This is a genomic window from Bradyrhizobium sp. P3_C3 (assembly GCF_056402655.1).
Window position 1 is genome coordinate 235,717 of the sequence record NZ_JBFUGY010000003.1, and the last position, 16,547, is coordinate 252,263.

Here is a 16,547-nt window from a genome sequence, read left to right on the forward strand (position 1 = left end):
CACGCCATGAATGTTTTGTCTTCCGTCGACCCCCAAAAAGCCGAGGCAGCCGAGATCGTGGATGAACTCTGGTACAAGGACGCCATTATTTACCAGCTCCACGTCAAGGCGTTTGCCGACAGCAACCATGACGGCATCGGCGATTTCGCCGGACTGACCGAGAAGCTGCCCTATCTCCAGGAGCTCGGCGTCACCGCGCTGTGGCTGCTGCCGTTCTATCCATCGCCAGGACGCGACGACGGCTACGACATCGCCGACTACGGCTCGGTCAATCCCGATTTCGGGACGATGAAGGACTTCAAGCGCTTCATCCAGGAAGCGCAGAAGCGCGGCCTGCGCGTCATCACCGAGCTCGTCGTCAATCACACCTCCGACCAGCACAAATGGTTCAAGCGCGCGCGCCGCAGCCATCCGGGCTCGAGCGCCCGCAACTGGTATGTCTGGAGCGACACCGACCAGAAATACCAGGGCACGCGGATCATCTTCACTGACACCGAGAAGTCGAACTGGACCTGGGACCACGAGGCCGGGGCGTTCTACTGGCACCGCTTCTTCTCGCACCAGCCGGACCTCAATTTCGACAATCCGCGCGTGGTCAGCGCCCTGATCCAGGTGATGAAGCGCTGGCTGGATGCCGGCGTCGACGGATTCCGCCTCGACGCCATTCCCTATCTCTGCGAACGCGACGGCACCAACAACGAGAACCTCCCCGAGACGCATGCCATCATCAAGCGCCTGCGTCAGGAGCTGGACTCCTACTCCAAGGGCAAGCTGCTACTGGCCGAGGCCAATCAATGGCCGGAGGACGTGCAGGAATATTTCGGCCGCGGCGACGAGTGCCACATGGCCTACCACTTCCCGCTGATGCCACGCATCTACATGGCGATCGCGCAGGAAGACCGCTTTCCGATCACCGACATCTTGCGCCAGACGCCGGACATTCCCGCAAGCTGCCAATGGGCGCTGTTCCTGCGCAACCATGACGAGCTGACGCTGGAGATGGTCACCGACGTCGAGCGCGACTATCTCTGGACCACCTACGCCAACGATCCCCGCGCCCGCATCAATGTCGGCATCCGCCGGCGGCTGGCGCCGCTGATGGACAATGACCGCCGCAAGATCGAGCTGATGAACTCGCTGCTGCTGTCCTTTCCCGGCACGCCGATCATCTATTACGGCGACGAGATCGGCATGGGCGACAACATCTATCTCGGCGACCGCAACGGCGTGCGCACCCCGATGCAGTGGAGCCCGGATCGCAATGGCGGCTTCTCCCGCTGCGATCCCGCCCGTCTCTACGCGCCACTGATCATGGACCCCGTCTACGGCTACGAGTCGGTGAACGTGGAGGCGCAGTCGCGCAGCCTGTCCTCGCTGCTCAGCGCCACCAAGCGCCTGATCTCGGTGCGCAAATCGACCCTCGCCTTCGGCCGCGGCACCATGACCTTCATCCGCCCGGCCAACCGCGCCGTGCTGGCCTATGTCCGGCAGTACAACGACGAGGTGATCCTGTGCGTCGCCAACCTCTCGCGCGCAGCCCAGGCGACCGAGCTCGACCTGTCGCCGTGGAAGGACCGCATTCCGCAGGAGATGCTCGGACGCACGCGTTTTCCGCCGATCGGCGAAGTGCCCTACATGATCACGCTGGGGCCTTACGGCTTCTACTGGTTCCAGCTCACCGAGCGCAACAAGTCCGAGCCGGTGACGCCGCGCGCGGTGCCTGAGTTCGAGACGCTGGTGGTGCCGGTCAATTCGACCTGGGTGTCGCTGGCGCGCGAGCGCGGCGTGTTCGAGCATGAGGTGCTGCCAGGCTTCCTGTCGCGCACGCGCTGGTATCCCGAGCAAGATCCCAAGCAGATCAAGCCGACGCTGACCTCGGCGGTGCCGTTCTGCGACATCGGCGACAACAGGCCCTGGATCGCGGTCTTCGAAACCCCGCAACAGGATGCCACGGCGCGCTACGTGCTGCCGATGCAGATCGAATGGGTGCGCTTCGACCGCGAACGCTTCAACCCGAAGGCGCTCGCCGCCGTACGTCAGGGCGCGCGCGAAGGTACCTTGCTCGACGTTGCGACCGAGCAGATCTTCATCGGCCTGTTCCTGCGCAATCTGTCGCAGAACCTGGTGGTGGAAGAGAACAATCTGCGTCTGGAGTTCAAGGCGACCGGCCGGTTCGCCGATTACATCATCAAGGAGCCCGAACGCATCCGCGCCATCGAGCAGTCGAACAGCACGGCGCTGGTCGACAACCAGTACGTCGCCAAGATCTATCGCCAGCTCGAAGGCGGCATCAATCCCGAGATCGAGATTGGCTCCTACCTCACCGACGTCGCGCACTTCGCCAATACGCCGGCGCTGCTCGGCAGCGTCGAACTGGTCGAAGGCGACAGAAGCAGCGCGGTCGGCGTGCTGCACGCCTACGTCGAGAACCAGGGCGACGGCTGGGCCGTCACCACGGGTTATCTCGACCGCTATATCGACGAGCAGCGGTTGGCGCCGATGAGCGAAGCGCCCCGAGAGACCCAGGAGCAGGCGCCTTATCTGCACTTCATGGCGCAGATCGGCCGGCGGCTCGCCGAGCTGCATGTGGCTCTCGCCGCCGCAAAGCCCGATGATCTCGCGCCGGAGCCGATCGGCTCCGCACACGTCGAGCGCTGGGCATCCGGGCTCAAGGCACGGGCCGAGCGGATCTTCGAACGGCTGGCCGACAGCCGCGACGGCCTGCGCGAGGCCGACCGGCCTCTGATCGACCAGCTCGTCGCGGTGCGCACGACCCTGCCCGACCACCTCTATGCACTCTTGCCATCCGACATCGGCGGGTTGAACATCCGTCATCATGGCGACTTCCGCCTCGGGCAAATTCTGATCGTGAAGGACGATATCTTCATCATCGACTTCGACGGCGATCCGCGTCTGCCGCTGGCCGACAAGCGGCGCAAGGCACCGGCCGCACGCGACGTCGCCGGCCTGATCCGCTCGATTGAGCTTTCGGTTAACACAGCGCTCGGCCGCGCGCTGACGGGCGCATCCGACGAGCAGGACCGGCTCACGACCGCACTCGGCGAATGGCGCGAACGCGCCGCCGCGACATTCCTTAACGCTTACCGCGAAGCCATGACCGATCGCCGGCTGTGGCCGGAAGATCGGCAATCCGCGGACGGCCTGTTAAGGTTTTTCCTGCTTGATCAAGCCTTCGACGAAGTAGAGTACGAGCTGTCCCACCGGCCTGAGGGGCTCCGCGCGCCGCTGACCGGACTGCTTCGCATTCTGTCCAATGAGAGCGAAGCCCATGCCTAAACTGCCAGCCGAGGCCTACGCGATCATCGAGGGCCGCCACTCCGACCCCTTCCATTATCTCGGGTTGCATCCCGAGGGCGGCAAGAGCGTGGTGCGCGCGTTCCTCCCCGAGGCCACCAATGTCGAGGCGGTGGGCGAACATGGCGAGGTGGCGAAGCTCGATCGCGTCCACGCTTCGGGCCTGTTCATCGGCGCCCTGCCGAACGGCTCGAAGCGCTATCAGCTCCGCGCCAGGTTCGGCGACAACATCGTCGAGTTCGAGGACGCCTATCGCTTCCCGCCGATCCTGACCGATTTCGATCTCTATCTGCTCGGCGAAGGCACCCATCAGCGCCTCTACGACAAGCTCGGCGCGCATCCGATGCGGCTCGAAGGCATCGACGGCATCGGCTTCGTCGTGCTGGCGCCGAATGCGCGGCGCGTATCCGTGGTCGGCGATTTCAATTTCTGGGACGCGCGGCGCCATCCGATGCGGGTCCGCGGTGCCGGTTATTGGGAGCTGTTCATCCCGCACGCCAAGGCCGGCGACCACTACAAGTTCGATATCATCGGGCCGCACGGCCATCAGGTGCCGCTGAAGTCCGATCCCATGGCCTTTGCGAGCGAGGTGCGGCCGAAGACGGCTTCCATCGTGTTCGACGAGGCACATCTCGCACGCCCGCGCCCGGCGCCGGATGGCATCAACGCGCTCTCGGCGCCGATGTCGATCTACGAGGTCCATCTCGGCTCCTGGCGGCGCAAGAACGGCAACGAATGGCTCACCTATCGCGAACTGGCCGAGCAGCTACCGGCCTATGCCCGCGACATGGGCTTTACCCATCTCGAATTCCTGCCCGTCAGCGAGCATCCGTTCGACGGCTCCTGGGGCTATCAGCCGACCGGCCTCTATGCGCCAACCAGCCGCTTCGGCGGGCCTGAGGATTTCGCCGCGCTGGTCGATGCCTGCCATCGCGAGGGCGTCGGCGTGCTGCTCGACTGGGTGCCCGGCCATTTCCCTGACGATCCGCACGGGCTCGGCAGCTTTGACGGCACCTCGCTCTACGAGCATGCCAATCCCCTCCAGGGCCGCCACCTCGACTGGGGCACGCTGATCTACAATTACGGCCGCACCGAAGTGACGAACTTCCTGGTGTCGAACGCGCTGTTCTGGCTCGAGCGTTACGCGATCGACGGCCTGCGCGTCGATGCGGTCGCCTCCATGCTCTATCTCGACTACAGCCGCCCGCCGGGTGCCTGGATTCCCAACCAGTATGGCGGCCGCGAGAACATCGAGGCGGTCGCGTTCCTGCGCCGCTTCAACACCGAATTGTTCGCGCGCTTCCCGCAGGCCACCACGGCGGCCGAGGAATCCACCGCGTGGCCGCAGGTCTCGCGCCCGGTCGAATTCGGCGGGCTCGGCTTCGGCTACAAGTGGAACATGGGCTGGATGCACGACACGCTGAACTACATCAGCAAGGATCCGATCCACCGCAAGCATCATCACGGCGATATCCTGTTCGGCCTGCACTACGCTTTCTCGGAGAACTTCATCCTGCCGCTGTCACATGACGAGGTCGTGCACGGCAAACGTTCTATCCTCGGCCGCATGCCCGGCGACGAATGGCAGCGCTTTGCGAATTTGCGCGCCTATTACAGCTTCATGTTCGGCCATCCCGGCAAGAAGTTGCTGTTCATGGGCGCGGAGATCGCGCAAAGCCGCGAATGGAATCACGACCAGTCGCTCGACTGGCACCTGCTCGAATACAAGTACCATTCCGGCATCCAGGCGTTGATCCGCGACCTCAACCGGCTCTATCGCGCGGTGCCGGCGCTGCACCAGATGGATTGCGAACCGGCCGGCTTCGAATGGCTGATCACGGATGACGCCAACCGCAACGTGTTCGCCTGGCTGCGCAAGGGATTCGACGAGCACGCACGGTGTCTCGTGATCATCAACTTCTCACCCAACGTCTATCGCAACTATCGCGTCCCCGTGCCCTTTGCCGGCAAGTGGAAAGAAGTGTTCAATTCGGACTCCGCCCATTACGGCGGCACCGATGTCGGAAACATCGGCGAGGTTCATGCCGCTGGCGGCAAGGCGCCCGAGCTTCGCCTCACCGTTCCGCCGCTCGCCGCGATCTTCCTCGTTCCGGAAAGCTGACCGATGCGCCTGACCGCTGGATCGCCCGCACGCCTCGGCGCAAGCTGGGACGGACGCGGCACCAATTTCGCGTTGTTCTCCGCCAATGCGCAGAAAGTCGAGCTGTGCCTGTTCGACACGCAAGGAAGGCGCGAACTCGAGCGTGTCGAGCTGCCCGAGCGGACCGAGGACGTCTGGCACGGCTATCTCAACGACATCTCGCCGGGCCAGCTCTACGGCTATCGCGTGCACGGCCCCTACGAGCCCGAGCACGGCCACCGCTTCAACGCCAACAAGCTGCTGCTCGACCCCTACGCCAAACGGCTCGCCGGGCGGCTGGTCTGGAGCGATGCCCATTTCGCCTATCGCACCGGTTCGCCGCGCGAGGACCTCTCCTTCGACCGGCGCGACAACGCGCGCGGCATGCCCAAGGCGGTCGTCGTCGACGAGACCTTCAACTGGGGCCGTCGCGAGATCCGGCCCAACATCCCCTGGGAAGACACCATCATCTACGAGGCCCACGTCAAGGGCCTGACGCAGAAGCGCGACGACGTGCCGCCGAATTTGCGCGGCACCTATGGCGGCCTGTCGTCGCCGGCGATGATCGAGCATTTGAAAACGCTCGGCGTCACCACCGTCGAGCTGCTTCCGATCCACAGCTTCATCGACGACCGCATTCTGGTCGAGAAGAAGCTCGTCAACTACTGGGGCTACAACACGCTGTCCTTCTTCGCGCCCGAACCGCGCTACGCCCAGGACAATGCGCTCGATTCCTTCCGCACCACGGTCGCGCGCCTGCACGATGCCGGCATCGAGGTGATGCTCGACGTCGTCTACAACCACACCGCCGAAGGCAATCACCTCGGTCCGACCCTGTGCTACCGCGGCATCGACAATGCCTCCTATTACTGGCTGAACCGCGAGAACCCGCGCTATTACGACGACTTCACCGGCTGCGGCTCGTCGGTGAACCTCACCCATCCGCGCGTGCTCCAGATGGTGATGGATTCGCTGCGCTACTGGGTCGAGGTCTGCCATGTCGACGGCTTCCGCTTCGACCTCGCCACCACGCTCGCGCGCGGACCGAACGGTTATGATCGCGGCAGCTCGTTCCTGACGGCGATCCGGCAGGACCCGGTGCTGGCGGCGGTGAAGCTCGTCGCCGAACCCTGGGACCTCGGGCTCGGCGGCTACCAGGTCGGCGCATTCCCTTCCCAATGGTCGGAGTGGAACGATCGGTATCGCAGCGCCATGCGCCGCTACTGGAGCGGCGAAGGCAGCCTGATCGGCGACATCTCGAGCCGCATGACGGCCTCATCCGACCTGTTCAACCATGACGGACGGCGGCCGCGCGCCGGCATCAACCACATCACGGTGCATGACGGCTTCACGCTCGCCGACCTCTTCAGCTACAACGAGAAGCACAACGAGGCCAATGGCGAGGACAATCGCGACGGCTCCAGCGACAACCACAGCAACAATTGCGGTGTCGAGGGTCCGACCGACGATCCCGGGATTCTCGGGCTGCGGCGGCAGCTTCGCAAGAACGTGCTGGCCTGCCTGATGCTGGCGCAGGGCGTTCCGCTGATCCTGGCAGGCGACGAGGTCGGCAATTCGCAGTCCGGCAACAACAACGCCTATTGCCAGGACAACGAGGTCGGCTGGGTCGGCTGGGACAATCTCGGCAAGGATGGCGACGACATGGTCGATTTCGTCGCCGGGCTCGCGGAGATCCGCCGCCGCTTCTCGCAGCTTCGCAGCCATCGCTGGCTCGACGGCCGGCCCAAGGACGGCGTCTCCTACGGCGCGCTGTGGTTGACGCCCGCCGGCGACGAGATGACGGAGAACGACTGGAAATTTCCGGAAGGGCGGTTCCTCTCCTATGTGATGGGGCCGATGGAACCGGGGAGCGCCGCGATCTTTATCGTACTGAACGCCGCCCCCGAAGAGATCGCATTCAAATTGCCCAAAATGGCCGAATACAAAAGCTGGCAGCAGATCCTGAACACCACCGATGCCAGGCCGAACAGTGTTGATCTGCAGCCCGGAAGCGACAGCAAGGCGCCGCCGCGCTCCGTGCTCGCCTTCGCGGGGGCGCTATGAGACCATCCTTCGGGGCGAGGCCGACCAAGGACGGCGTGTCGTTCCGGCTGTGGGCGCCCGGTGCTCGCCGAGTCGATCTCCTGCTCGACAGAAGGCACGCGATGCAACGCCGGCAGGATGGCTGGTATGTCGCCGAGATTGCCGACCTGCCCGTCGGCAGTCCCTACCAGTTCAGGATCGACGACGAGATCGACGTGCCCGATCCCGCATCGGCCTTCCAGCCGGAGGACGTTTTTGGCCCGAGCGAAGTCGTCGATCATGATGCCTTCGCGTGGCGCGCGCGCGATTGGCGCGGACGTCCCTGGGAAGAGACGGTGCTGATCGAGACCCATGTCGGCACCTTCACGCCTGAGGGCACCTACCGCGCCATGATCGACAAGCTCGATCATCTCGTTGCGACCGGGATCACTGCGCTGGAATTGATGCCGCTAGCCGATTTCGCCGGCCGCCGCGGCTGGGGCTATGACGGTGTGCTCTGGTACGCGCCCGACAGCGCCTATGGCCGGCCCGAGGACCTGAAGACACTGATCGACGAGGCGCATCTGCGCGGGCTGATGGTGTTTCTCGACGTCGTCTACAATCATTTCGGCCCCGAGGGGAATTATCTCGGCCGCTATGCGCCGGCCTTCTTCACCGATGCGCATACGCCATGGGGCAGCGCGATCGATTATCGCGTGCCGCAGGTCCGGGCCTTCGCAGTCGAGAACGCGCTGTCCTGGCTCACCGACTACCGCTTCGACGGCCTGAGACTGGATGCCGCCAATCACATCATGGCGATCCCGGGCGAGCAGTCGATGTTGCAGGATCTCAGCGTCGCCGCCGGCGAGCTTGCCAAGGCCACCGGACGGCACATCCATCTCGTGCTGGAGAACGGCGACAACCGCGCCAGCCTGCTCGATGCCGCGCAGGATCCGCCCAACGGCAAATATCGCGGGCAGTGGAACGACGATTATCACCACGTCTGGCACGTGATGCTGACCGGCGAGCTCGCGGGCTATTACGCCGACTACCAGACGCCGCGCATGGATCTTGCGCGCGCGCTCGCGTCGGGCTTCGTCTACCAGGGCGAGATCTCGGAGTTCTGGGGCAAGAAGCCGCGCGGCGAGGCGAGCGGCGAGCTGCCGCCGGCGACCTTCGTCAACTTCCTGCAAAACCACGACCAGATCGGCAATCGCCCGCTGGGTGAGCGGCTCGAGAGCCTGGCATCGCCGCGACAGATCGAAGCCGCGCTCGCGGTGACCCTGCTCGCACCGATGGTGCCGATGCTGTTTCAGGGCGAGGAATGGGGCTCCACGGTGCCCTTCCCGTTCTTCTGCGATTTCCAGGGTGGCCTTGCCGACGCCGTGCGCAAGGGTCGCAAGCAGGAATATGCCTGGGCCTACGAGAAATACGGCGACGAGGTCCCCGATCCGCTCGATCCCAAAACGCTGCAATCGGCCGTGCTGGATTGGACCGGCCACACGCCGGAGCAGGATGCGCGGCTCGCGCTGGTGCGGGAGCTGCTCGCGCTCCGTCACAAGGAGATCGCACCGCGGCTGAAGGGTGCGAGGTTCGGCGATGCCGGGACGGCCGATAGCGGCCTGCTCACCGCGCATTGGCGCATGGGCGACGGCGCGAAGCTGCGCCTGACCGCCAATCTCTCGGACAAGGACATCGCACATCCCAGCGACGCGACAGGCGCGCCGATCTGGGGCTCTGTCAGCGGCGATCGGCTCCCACCCTGGTCGGTGATCTGGCATCTCGGAGGTTAGCATGCCTCCTGCCATTCCCCTTGCGACCTATCGGCTTCAGCTCACCGCGGATTTCGACTTCGACAAGGCCGCCGCGGTCGTGCCTTACCTCAAGGCACTCGGGATCACGCATCTCTACGCCTCGCCGGTGATGAAGGCGCGCAAGGGTTCGACCCATGGCTACGACACCGTCGACCACAGCCAGTTCAATCCCGAGCTCGGCGGCGAGGCCGGCTTTACCCGGCTGAGTGATGCCCTCAAGGAGCACGACCTCGGCCTCATCATCGACTTCGTGCCGAACCATGTCGGCGTGCACTTTGCCGACAATCCCTGGTGGCTCGACGTGCTGGAATGGGGGCAGGCCTCGCCGCATGCGGTTTCCTTCGACATCGACTGGGATCAACTGGCCTATCGCGCCCGCGGCGGCGTGCTGCTGCCGATCCTCGGCGCGCCCTATGGCGAGGCGCTGGAGCGCGGCGACATCGAGCTGCGCTACGATGCCGATGAAGGCAGTTTTTCCGCCTGGTATTTCGAGCATCGCCTGCCGATCGCGCCGGAACGCTATGGCGAAATGCTGCGCGTGATCGTGAAGGAAGCCGACGCCGCCGAGACCGAGGCCGGCAAGCGTCTGCTCGCGCTCGCGGCCCGCTACACGGGGCTGCGTCGCCCCAACCGCAGGGAAGCGCCCGGCTTCAAGGCGGAGCTCAAGGAAATCGCCGGCAGCGCCGACATCATCGAGCGCGGCCTCCCCGCCTATCGTTCCGCCAAGGATCGTCCGGCGCAGACGCTGGCGCTGCATCATCTGCTGGAGCGCCAGCACTACAAGCTCGGGCACTGGCGGCTTGCCTCCAGCGACATCAACTATCGCCGCTTCTTCGACGTGAACGGGCTTGCGGGCCTGCGCGTCGAGGACGCGAGCACGTTCGCCGCCACGCACCGGCTGGTGAAGCAGCTCATTGCCGACGGCAAGCTGCAAGGCATCCGCCTCGATCACATCGACGGCCTGCGCGATCCCGCACAATATTGTCAGCGGCTGCGCCGGCTGGTGCGCGACGCGCAAGGCAACACCAAACCGTTCTATACCGTGATCGAAAAGATCCTGTGCGAGCATGAGCGCCTGCCGCGTTTTGCCGGCGTTCAGGGCACCACGGGCTATGAGTGGATGAATGTCATCACTCAGGTTCTGGTCGACGCGAAGGGGCTGGAGGCGCTGAACGAGACCTGGCGGCAGATCAGCAACCGTCCGCCGCGGCTGGCGCCTTACGTCAAGGATGCCAAGCGGCGCGTGCTGGAGACGCTGCTGACCAGCGAATTCACCGTGCTGACCCGCCTGCTCGCGCGCATCGCCAACGGGCATTACTCGACGCGCGACTTCTCCGCCGACAGCCTGCGCCAAGCGCTCGAATTGTACGTGCTGCACTTCCCGGTCTATCGCACCTATTTGACGCATAGCGGCCCGACCGCGCTCGACCGCAAGCTGATCGACGACACCATCGAACGGGCCCGCGCGGAATGGTTCGCCGCGGATGAAGGCATCTTCGACTTCCTGCACGATGCCCTGACCATGGACCTGCTCAAACCCGGCCGTCCCCCGCACAGCGCCCCGCGGGTGCGCCGCTTCGCGCTGAAGGTGCAGCAGTTCACGGGACCGATGATGGCGAAGTCGCTGGAGGACACCGCGTTCTATCAATCCCACCGGCTGCTCGCCCTCAACGAGGTCGGCGGCGACCCCGCGAGCAACGGCCTCACGGTACCTGCCTTCCATGAGGCCATGCGCGCGCGTGCCAACGAATGGCCGCAAGGGATGACGGCGACCGCGACCCACGACACCAAGCGCGGCGAGGACGCGCGCGCGCGGATCGCGGCGCTCAGCGAAATTCCCGGCGAATGGACCAGTGCGGTGGCGCGCTGGAAAGTCCTGAACGCGCCGCATCTCGCGCTCGACGGCAATCTGCGCGCCCCGTCGGCGACGTTCGAATACATGCTCTACCAGACCCTGCTCGGTACCTGGCCGCTTGGGGAGACGGCCGATGCTGGCTTCGTCGAGCGCATCCAGGCCTATGCGCTCAAGGCCGCGCGCGAGGGCAAGGAGGAGACCAGCTGGCTCAACCCGCACGAGGCCTATGAGAACGGCGTCGCGAGCTTCATCGGGAAGATCCTCGATCCAGTACAATCCAGCGAGTTCCCGGACGCGCTGCAAATCCTGGCACGCCGCGTCGCGCTGCTCGGCGCCTTGAATTCGCTGAGCCAGCTCACGCTCAAGGCGACGCTGCCCGGCGTGCCGGACTTCTACCAGGGCACCGAATACTGGGACCTGTCGCTGGTCGATCCCGACAACCGCCGCCCGGTGGACTTTGCCGCGCGGCAGACGGCGCTGACGTCACTGGAAGCGCCGGACTGGCGCGGGCTGACCAAGACCTGGCCGAACGGCCAGCTCAAGCTGGCCTGGACGCGGCACCTGCTCAAACTGCGCAACGAACTCGCCGATGTGTTCGCGCAGGGCGAGTATCAGCCGCTGCAGGTCCGGGGCGCGCACGCAGACCACGTCATTGCCTTTGTCCGCCGACACGGCCGCACGGCTGCGATCGTCGTGGTCGGGCGCCAGTTTGCGCCGTTCACGCAAGAGGGCCGACAATGGCCCGCGTTCGAGGGCGTTGACGCGACGATCGACATCACCGGCTACACCGGGCCGGACCTTGCCGGCAATCAATTGCCGCTCGCGCAAGCCTTCCGGGATATTCCCGCTGCGGTCATCGAAGCACGTGCCGCCAGCACGGCGAGACCCAGGCAACAGCGCGCTCGTAGCTGACGGCTACTTGCCCCCGTCCTTGGTCAGCAGCAGCTGCCCGCGCTTGCGGATGGTCGCCTGCGCCATCTCGGCGAAGCGCTGCAACAGCCACGGCAACACAACCTCAACCTTGACGTGGTCGTCTGCGACATCGACCTGACCGCTCGCGATCTGCCCGAGCGCGCGGATGCGAAAATTCATGCTGTCGCCGTTCCAGCGCTCCTCCTCGACCTGCATCACGGGAATGCTGGCTGCGGCGCGGCCGAGCCCGGTCTTGAGCCGGCGCACGGCTTCCTCGCGGCCGAGACGATGCGGAATGGAGACGACAAGCGGTGCTGACATGGCGCTGCCCTGTGGTGACTGATCCTTACATAGTCATGCCGCCTGGACTGGCAAAGGTTCCATGCAAGTTCGCCCCGTTCGCCGTGTTTCATCGTCGGAACTATAGAACCTGCGGCAAGTTGCCCTCGCACCACGGGACAGGTGCAAACGACCCTTTCAACAAAGGGCTGGAGGAGACTAGCATGTCTATCGGTACGATCATTCTGATCATCTTGGTCATCGCGCTGCTCGGCGGCTTCAGCGGTATCGGCGGCGGCCCGTTCTACGGCACCGGCTATTACGGCGGCGGCGGCCTCGGGCTCGTCATCGTCATCCTGCTGATCCTGCTGTTGCTCGGACGGATCTAGCGCAAGGAGCTGTAGCGGCCTCGTAGGGTGGACAAAGGCGCAACGCGCCGTGCCCACCTCTTCGCCGCAATAAGAAAGCTGGTGGGCACGCTTCGCTTTGCCCACCCTACTTCTTCTTCCCCGCGAGCTTCTTCGCCGCCGCCTTGATTGATGTGGCCGCGTCGTCATAGCCATCCCAGGCTTTCGAGCGCGCCAGCAGGCCCGGCACCGTCCGCACCGTGTACCGCTTCGGATCGAGATCGCCCTTCACCTGCGCCCATGTCACGGGCATCGACACGGTCGCGCCATCGCGCGCACGGGGTGACAGCGGAGCTACCGCCGTCGACAGGCGATCGTTGCGCAAATAATCCAGGAAGATCTTTCCGTTGCGCAGCTTCTTCGACATGTTGAGCAGATAGCGCTCGGGATCGTCGTCGGCCATCCACTGGCAAACGCCTTGCGCGAACGCCTTGGCCTCCTTCCAGCTCACCTTGTCGCGCGCGCCGTGGAGCAGCGGCACCACCACGTGCAGGCCTTTGCCGCCGGTGGTCTTGCAAAAGCTCTCCATGCCGACGTCAGTGAGGCGCTGCCGCATCTCCTTGGCGGCGTCCACGACATCGGCGAATTTGACGTCCGGCGCGGGATCGAGATCGAACACCAGCCGGCCCGGCGTATCGTAGGCGTTCGGGGCACAATTCCAGGGATGCAGTTCGACGCCGCCGATCTGCGCGACCGCGGCGAGCCCCTCGACGCGATCGATCTGCAGGTACGGCTTGCGATCGCCCGAGACCTTCGCGAGCTCCAGCAGGTTCGACGTGCCCTGCATGGCATGGCGCTGGAAGAATTTTTCGCCGCCGATGCCATCCGGCGCGCGCAGGATCGAACAGGGCCGGCCCTTGATGTGCTCGATCATCCAGGCGCCGACGGCCTCGAAATAGCGCGCAAGATCGAGCTTGGTCACGCCCGCGCCGTCGCCGCCATCCGGCCACAGCTCCTTGTCCGGCTTCGAGATGACGACACCCATCACCTCGGCCGTACCGGCATCCTTCCGCTTGCCTGCCTTCGGCACAGCAGGCTTCCTGGTCGAGGGTTTTGCGAGTTCGGTATCGACGGGTGTTTCCGCCCCGACCTCCTCGGCCGGCTTGTCCTGCCGCAGGCCCTTGAAGGCGGCCTGGCGGATATTGCCGTCGGCGGTGAAGCCGGCGAACTCGATCTCGGCGACGAGCTCCGGCTTCAGCCAGTGCATGTCGCGCGTCTTTTTCGGCGCGTTCTTGCCGCCGAAGGGGCTTTGCTTGGCCTCCATGGCCTTCAAGGACGGCATGATGCGCTTGACCGTGTCCGCGCCGAAGCCGGTGCCGACCATACCGACGAAGGCAAGATGATCGCCGCGGTGCACGCCGGCCATCAGCGAGCGGAATTTGCCGTTGGTGGTCTTCCAGCCGCCGATCACGACCTCATGGCCGGCGCGGCATTTGGCCTTGGTCCAGCTTTCCGTTCGCCCCGACCGGTAAGGCGCATCGAGCTTCTTCGACACCACACCTTCGAGCTCGAGCTTGCAGGCAGATTGCAGCACGGCATCGCCGCTGCTCTCGAAATGCTCGACATAGCGGATTTGGCCCGATTTCTTCTTGCCTGCGTCCAGGAGTTGCCTGAGGCGGTCCTTGCGCTCGCCGAGTGGCAGGCGCCGGCAATCGAGCCCCTCGGCGAACAGGAGGTCGAAGGCAAAGAAGATCAGGTCCTCGGTCTTGCCGTCCGACAGCGCGGCCTGGAGCGAGGAGAAATTCGGCGCGCCGTTGTGATCCAGCGCGACGATCTCGCCGTCAATCATGGCGTCGGGAAGCTCGCCCGCCTCCTTCGCGATGGCTGCGAACTTGTCGGTCCAGTCGAGGCCCTTGCGCGTCTTCAGCGTCGCCTCGCCGTCCTCGACGCGGAGCTGGACGCGATAGCCGTCGAACTTGATCTCGTGGCACCAGCCATCGGCCGCCGGCGGCCGCTCGACCGGGGTACAGAGCTGCGGCGCGACGAAGTCCGGCATCTCCGAGACTTCTTTCGCGTTTGTCGCGGTCGTCGCTTTCGTCTTTGCGCCCGTCCCGCGCTTCAACGCCGCGCCGGGCGCCGGCCTGACGGTGCGCCCTTTCGGCTCCTCGGCACGATTGGACTGCCAGACCGCATCGGCCTTGGCCTTGGCACCCTTCGCCAGCATGAACGGTTTTGGCGCGCGACCCTTGCCATCGGCGATCTCTGCCATCGCGCGGCCGGAGGCCACCGACTTGTCCTCGCCGAGAATGTCGTCGCTCTCGCTGGCATATTCGTCGCGATGCTTGATCAGCAGCCAGTTGGTGCGCTTGCCGCCGGTGCGGTCATGCCTCATCCGCACCAGCACCCAGCTTCCATGCAACTTGTCGCCGTGGAGCGTGAACTTGAGGTCGCCCTTCTGGAAGCCGCGCTGGGGATCCTCGGACTCCCAGGTGCCGCGGTCCCAGAGCATGACCGTACCGCCGCCATACTGCCCTTCCGGAATCGTGCCTTCGAAATCGCCATAGTCGAGCGGATGGTCCTCGACCTCGACCGCCAGCCGCTTGTCATGCGGATCGAGCGAGGGTCCCTTGGTGACCGCCCACGACTTGAACACGCCGTCGAACTCGAGCCGCAGATCATAGTGCAGCCGCGTCGCATCGTGCTTCTGGATCACGAAGCGCCGCTGCGCCGATGGCGCCACCGCGGTCTTGCCCGACGGCTCCGGTGTCTTCTCGAAATCGCGTTTCTGTCGGTAGGTGGAGAGTTTTCGCAGCACGACCGGTCCCGCATTCTCTTTCGGCGTTGAAGCCTATCACGGCGGAAGTCCCACCCGGAACCAAAACCCGATGGGACTGTTGGGGTTCCAAAATGCCTTGAAACGCTGGAGAACGGAATGGCCCCGCGCGCCTATTGGAAGGGAACGTTAAAGCTCTCGCTGGTCAGTTGCCCGGTCGCGCTTTATCCGGCGACCACCGCGGCCGAGAAGACGCGGTTTCACATGATCAACCGCGAGACCGGAAACCGGCTCAAGCAGCAGATGGTGGACTCCGAGACCGGTGACGTGGTCGAGAGCGGCCAGAAGGGACGCGGCTACGAGCTGCGCAAGGGCAAATACGTCGAGATCGAGCCGGAGGAGCTCGAGGCGGTCCAGATCGAAAGCAACCACACCATCGACATCGAGAGTTTCGTGCCGAGCGACGAGATCGACCAGCGCTATCTCAATCATCCCTATTATATCGCGCCCGACGGCAAGGCTGCGGTCGATGCCTTCGCCGTGATCCGCGACGCCATGAAGGACCAGGACCGCGTGGCGCTCGCCAAGATCGTGCTCACCAACCGCGAGCACATCATCGCGATCGAACCGCTCGGCAAGGGCCTGCTCGGCACCACGTTGCGATTCCCCTACGAACTCCGCGACGAGGACCAGTTCTTCGACGGCATCAAGAGCCCCAAGATCACCAAGGACATGGTCGAGCTCGCCGGCCACATCCTGCGTACCAAGGCCGCACATTTCGACCCGAGCAAGTTCAAGGATGAGTACGAGACCGCGCTGAAGGCGCTGGTGAAGCGCAAGGCCAGCGGCAAGACAATCGAGCCGCCGGAGCGCGAGGAGCGGCCGAGCAACGTCGTCAGCCTGATGGACGCGCTGAAGCAGAGCCTGAAGGGACGCGGCGGGAAGAAGACGGCGGCGAAGTCCCATGCGCGTCGTGCCGCCGGGCGCCCGCGAGCCGCGAAGAAGACGCAGCGCTCGACGGCGCGGCAGAGGAAGGCGGGGTGATTTCGCCGCGCGACCCACTCTCTGCCCTCATGGTGAGGAGGCGCGA

General features: G+C 64.9%; 9 protein-coding genes. 7 read left to right on the forward strand and 2 right to left on the reverse strand.

Going from position 1 to position 16,547, the window contains the following annotated elements; translation table 11 throughout:
* Positions 1-6 precede the first annotated feature (6 nt).
* The 5 genes from treS to treY are packed head-to-tail and all read left to right on the forward strand — an operon-like array spanning position 7 to position 12,058.
* On the forward strand, positions 7-3,297 hold the full coding sequence (gene treS, locus AC1DW2_RS05770; RefSeq protein ID WP_477005405.1) for a maltose alpha-D-glucosyltransferase: 3,291 nt from the start codon (positions 7-9) through the stop codon (positions 3,295-3,297).
* Positions 3,290-5,437 carry a 1,4-alpha-glucan branching protein GlgB gene (glgB, locus tag AC1DW2_RS05775; RefSeq protein WP_477005406.1) on the forward strand — a complete coding sequence of 716 codons (2,148 nt, stop codon included), beginning with the start codon at positions 3,290-3,292 and terminating at the stop codon, positions 5,435-5,437. The genes treS and glgB overlap by 8 nt, the downstream gene beginning before the upstream one ends.
* A gap of 3 nt (positions 5,438-5,440) precedes the next feature.
* Positions 5,441-7,519: a glycogen debranching protein GlgX gene (glgX, locus tag AC1DW2_RS05780; RefSeq protein ID WP_166344014.1), complete on the forward strand. Its 2,079-nt coding sequence runs from the start codon at positions 5,441-5,443 to the stop codon at positions 7,517-7,519.
* Complete coding sequence (treZ, locus tag AC1DW2_RS05785) at positions 7,516-9,270, forward strand: malto-oligosyltrehalose trehalohydrolase (protein ID WP_477005407.1); 1,755 nt, start codon at positions 7,516-7,518, stop codon at positions 9,268-9,270. The genes glgX and treZ overlap by 4 nt, the downstream gene beginning before the upstream one ends.
* A gap of 1 nt (position 9,271) precedes the next feature.
* Positions 9,272-12,058, forward strand: a complete 2,787-nt coding sequence (gene treY / locus AC1DW2_RS05790; RefSeq protein WP_477005408.1) for a malto-oligosyltrehalose synthase — start codon at positions 9,272-9,274, stop codon at positions 12,056-12,058.
* Between the two features lie 3 nt (positions 12,059-12,061).
* Here treY and AC1DW2_RS05795 read toward each other — a convergent pair whose 3' ends face one another.
* Positions 12,062-12,379: a polyhydroxyalkanoic acid system family protein gene (locus AC1DW2_RS05795; RefSeq protein WP_085405235.1), complete on the reverse strand. Its 318-nt coding sequence runs from the start codon at positions 12,377-12,379 to the stop codon at positions 12,062-12,064.
* A gap of 182 nt (positions 12,380-12,561) precedes the next feature.
* Here AC1DW2_RS05795 and AC1DW2_RS05800 point away from each other — a divergent pair, with 182 nt between their 5' ends.
* Positions 12,562-12,726, forward strand: a complete 165-nt coding sequence (locus tag AC1DW2_RS05800; RefSeq protein WP_007595743.1) for a DUF3309 family protein — start codon at positions 12,562-12,564, stop codon at positions 12,724-12,726.
* A 106-nt stretch (positions 12,727-12,832) separates the two neighbouring features.
* Here the strand turns inward: AC1DW2_RS05800 and ligD are convergent, their stop codons facing one another.
* The gene (gene ligD, locus AC1DW2_RS05805) at positions 12,833-15,499 is read right to left on the reverse strand and encodes a DNA ligase D (RefSeq protein ID WP_477005409.1); all 2,667 of its coding nucleotides are present in this window, start codon (positions 15,497-15,499) and stop codon (positions 12,833-12,835) included.
* Positions 15,500-15,616: 117 nt separating this feature from the next.
* Here ligD and ku point away from each other — a divergent pair, with 117 nt between their 5' ends.
* Positions 15,617-16,501, forward strand: a complete 885-nt coding sequence (ku, locus tag AC1DW2_RS05810; protein WP_477005410.1) for a non-homologous end joining protein Ku — start codon at positions 15,617-15,619, stop codon at positions 16,499-16,501.
* The last annotated feature ends 46 nt before the right edge of the window (positions 16,502-16,547 follow it).

Coding starts and splice junctions, on each gene's coding strand:
- AC1DW2_RS05800 (WP_007595743.1), top strand. CDS start 12,562: ATGTCTATCGGTACGATCATTCTGATCATCTTGGTCATCGCGCTGCTC.
- AC1DW2_RS05795 (WP_085405235.1), bottom strand. CDS start 12,379: ATGTCAGCACCGCTTGTCGTCTCCATTCCGCATCGTCTCGGCCGCGAG.
- treZ (WP_477005407.1), top strand. CDS start 7,516: ATGAGACCATCCTTCGGGGCGAGGCCGACCAAGGACGGCGTGTCGTTC.
- ku (WP_477005410.1), top strand. CDS start 15,617: ATGGCCCCGCGCGCCTATTGGAAGGGAACGTTAAAGCTCTCGCTGGTC.
- treS (WP_477005405.1), top strand. CDS start 7: ATGAATGTTTTGTCTTCCGTCGACCCCCAAAAAGCCGAGGCAGCCGAG.
- glgB (WP_477005406.1), top strand. CDS start 3,290: ATGCCTAAACTGCCAGCCGAGGCCTACGCGATCATCGAGGGCCGCCAC.
- treY (WP_477005408.1), top strand. CDS start 9,272: ATGCCTCCTGCCATTCCCCTTGCGACCTATCGGCTTCAGCTCACCGCG.
- glgX (WP_166344014.1), top strand. CDS start 5,441: ATGCGCCTGACCGCTGGATCGCCCGCACGCCTCGGCGCAAGCTGGGAC.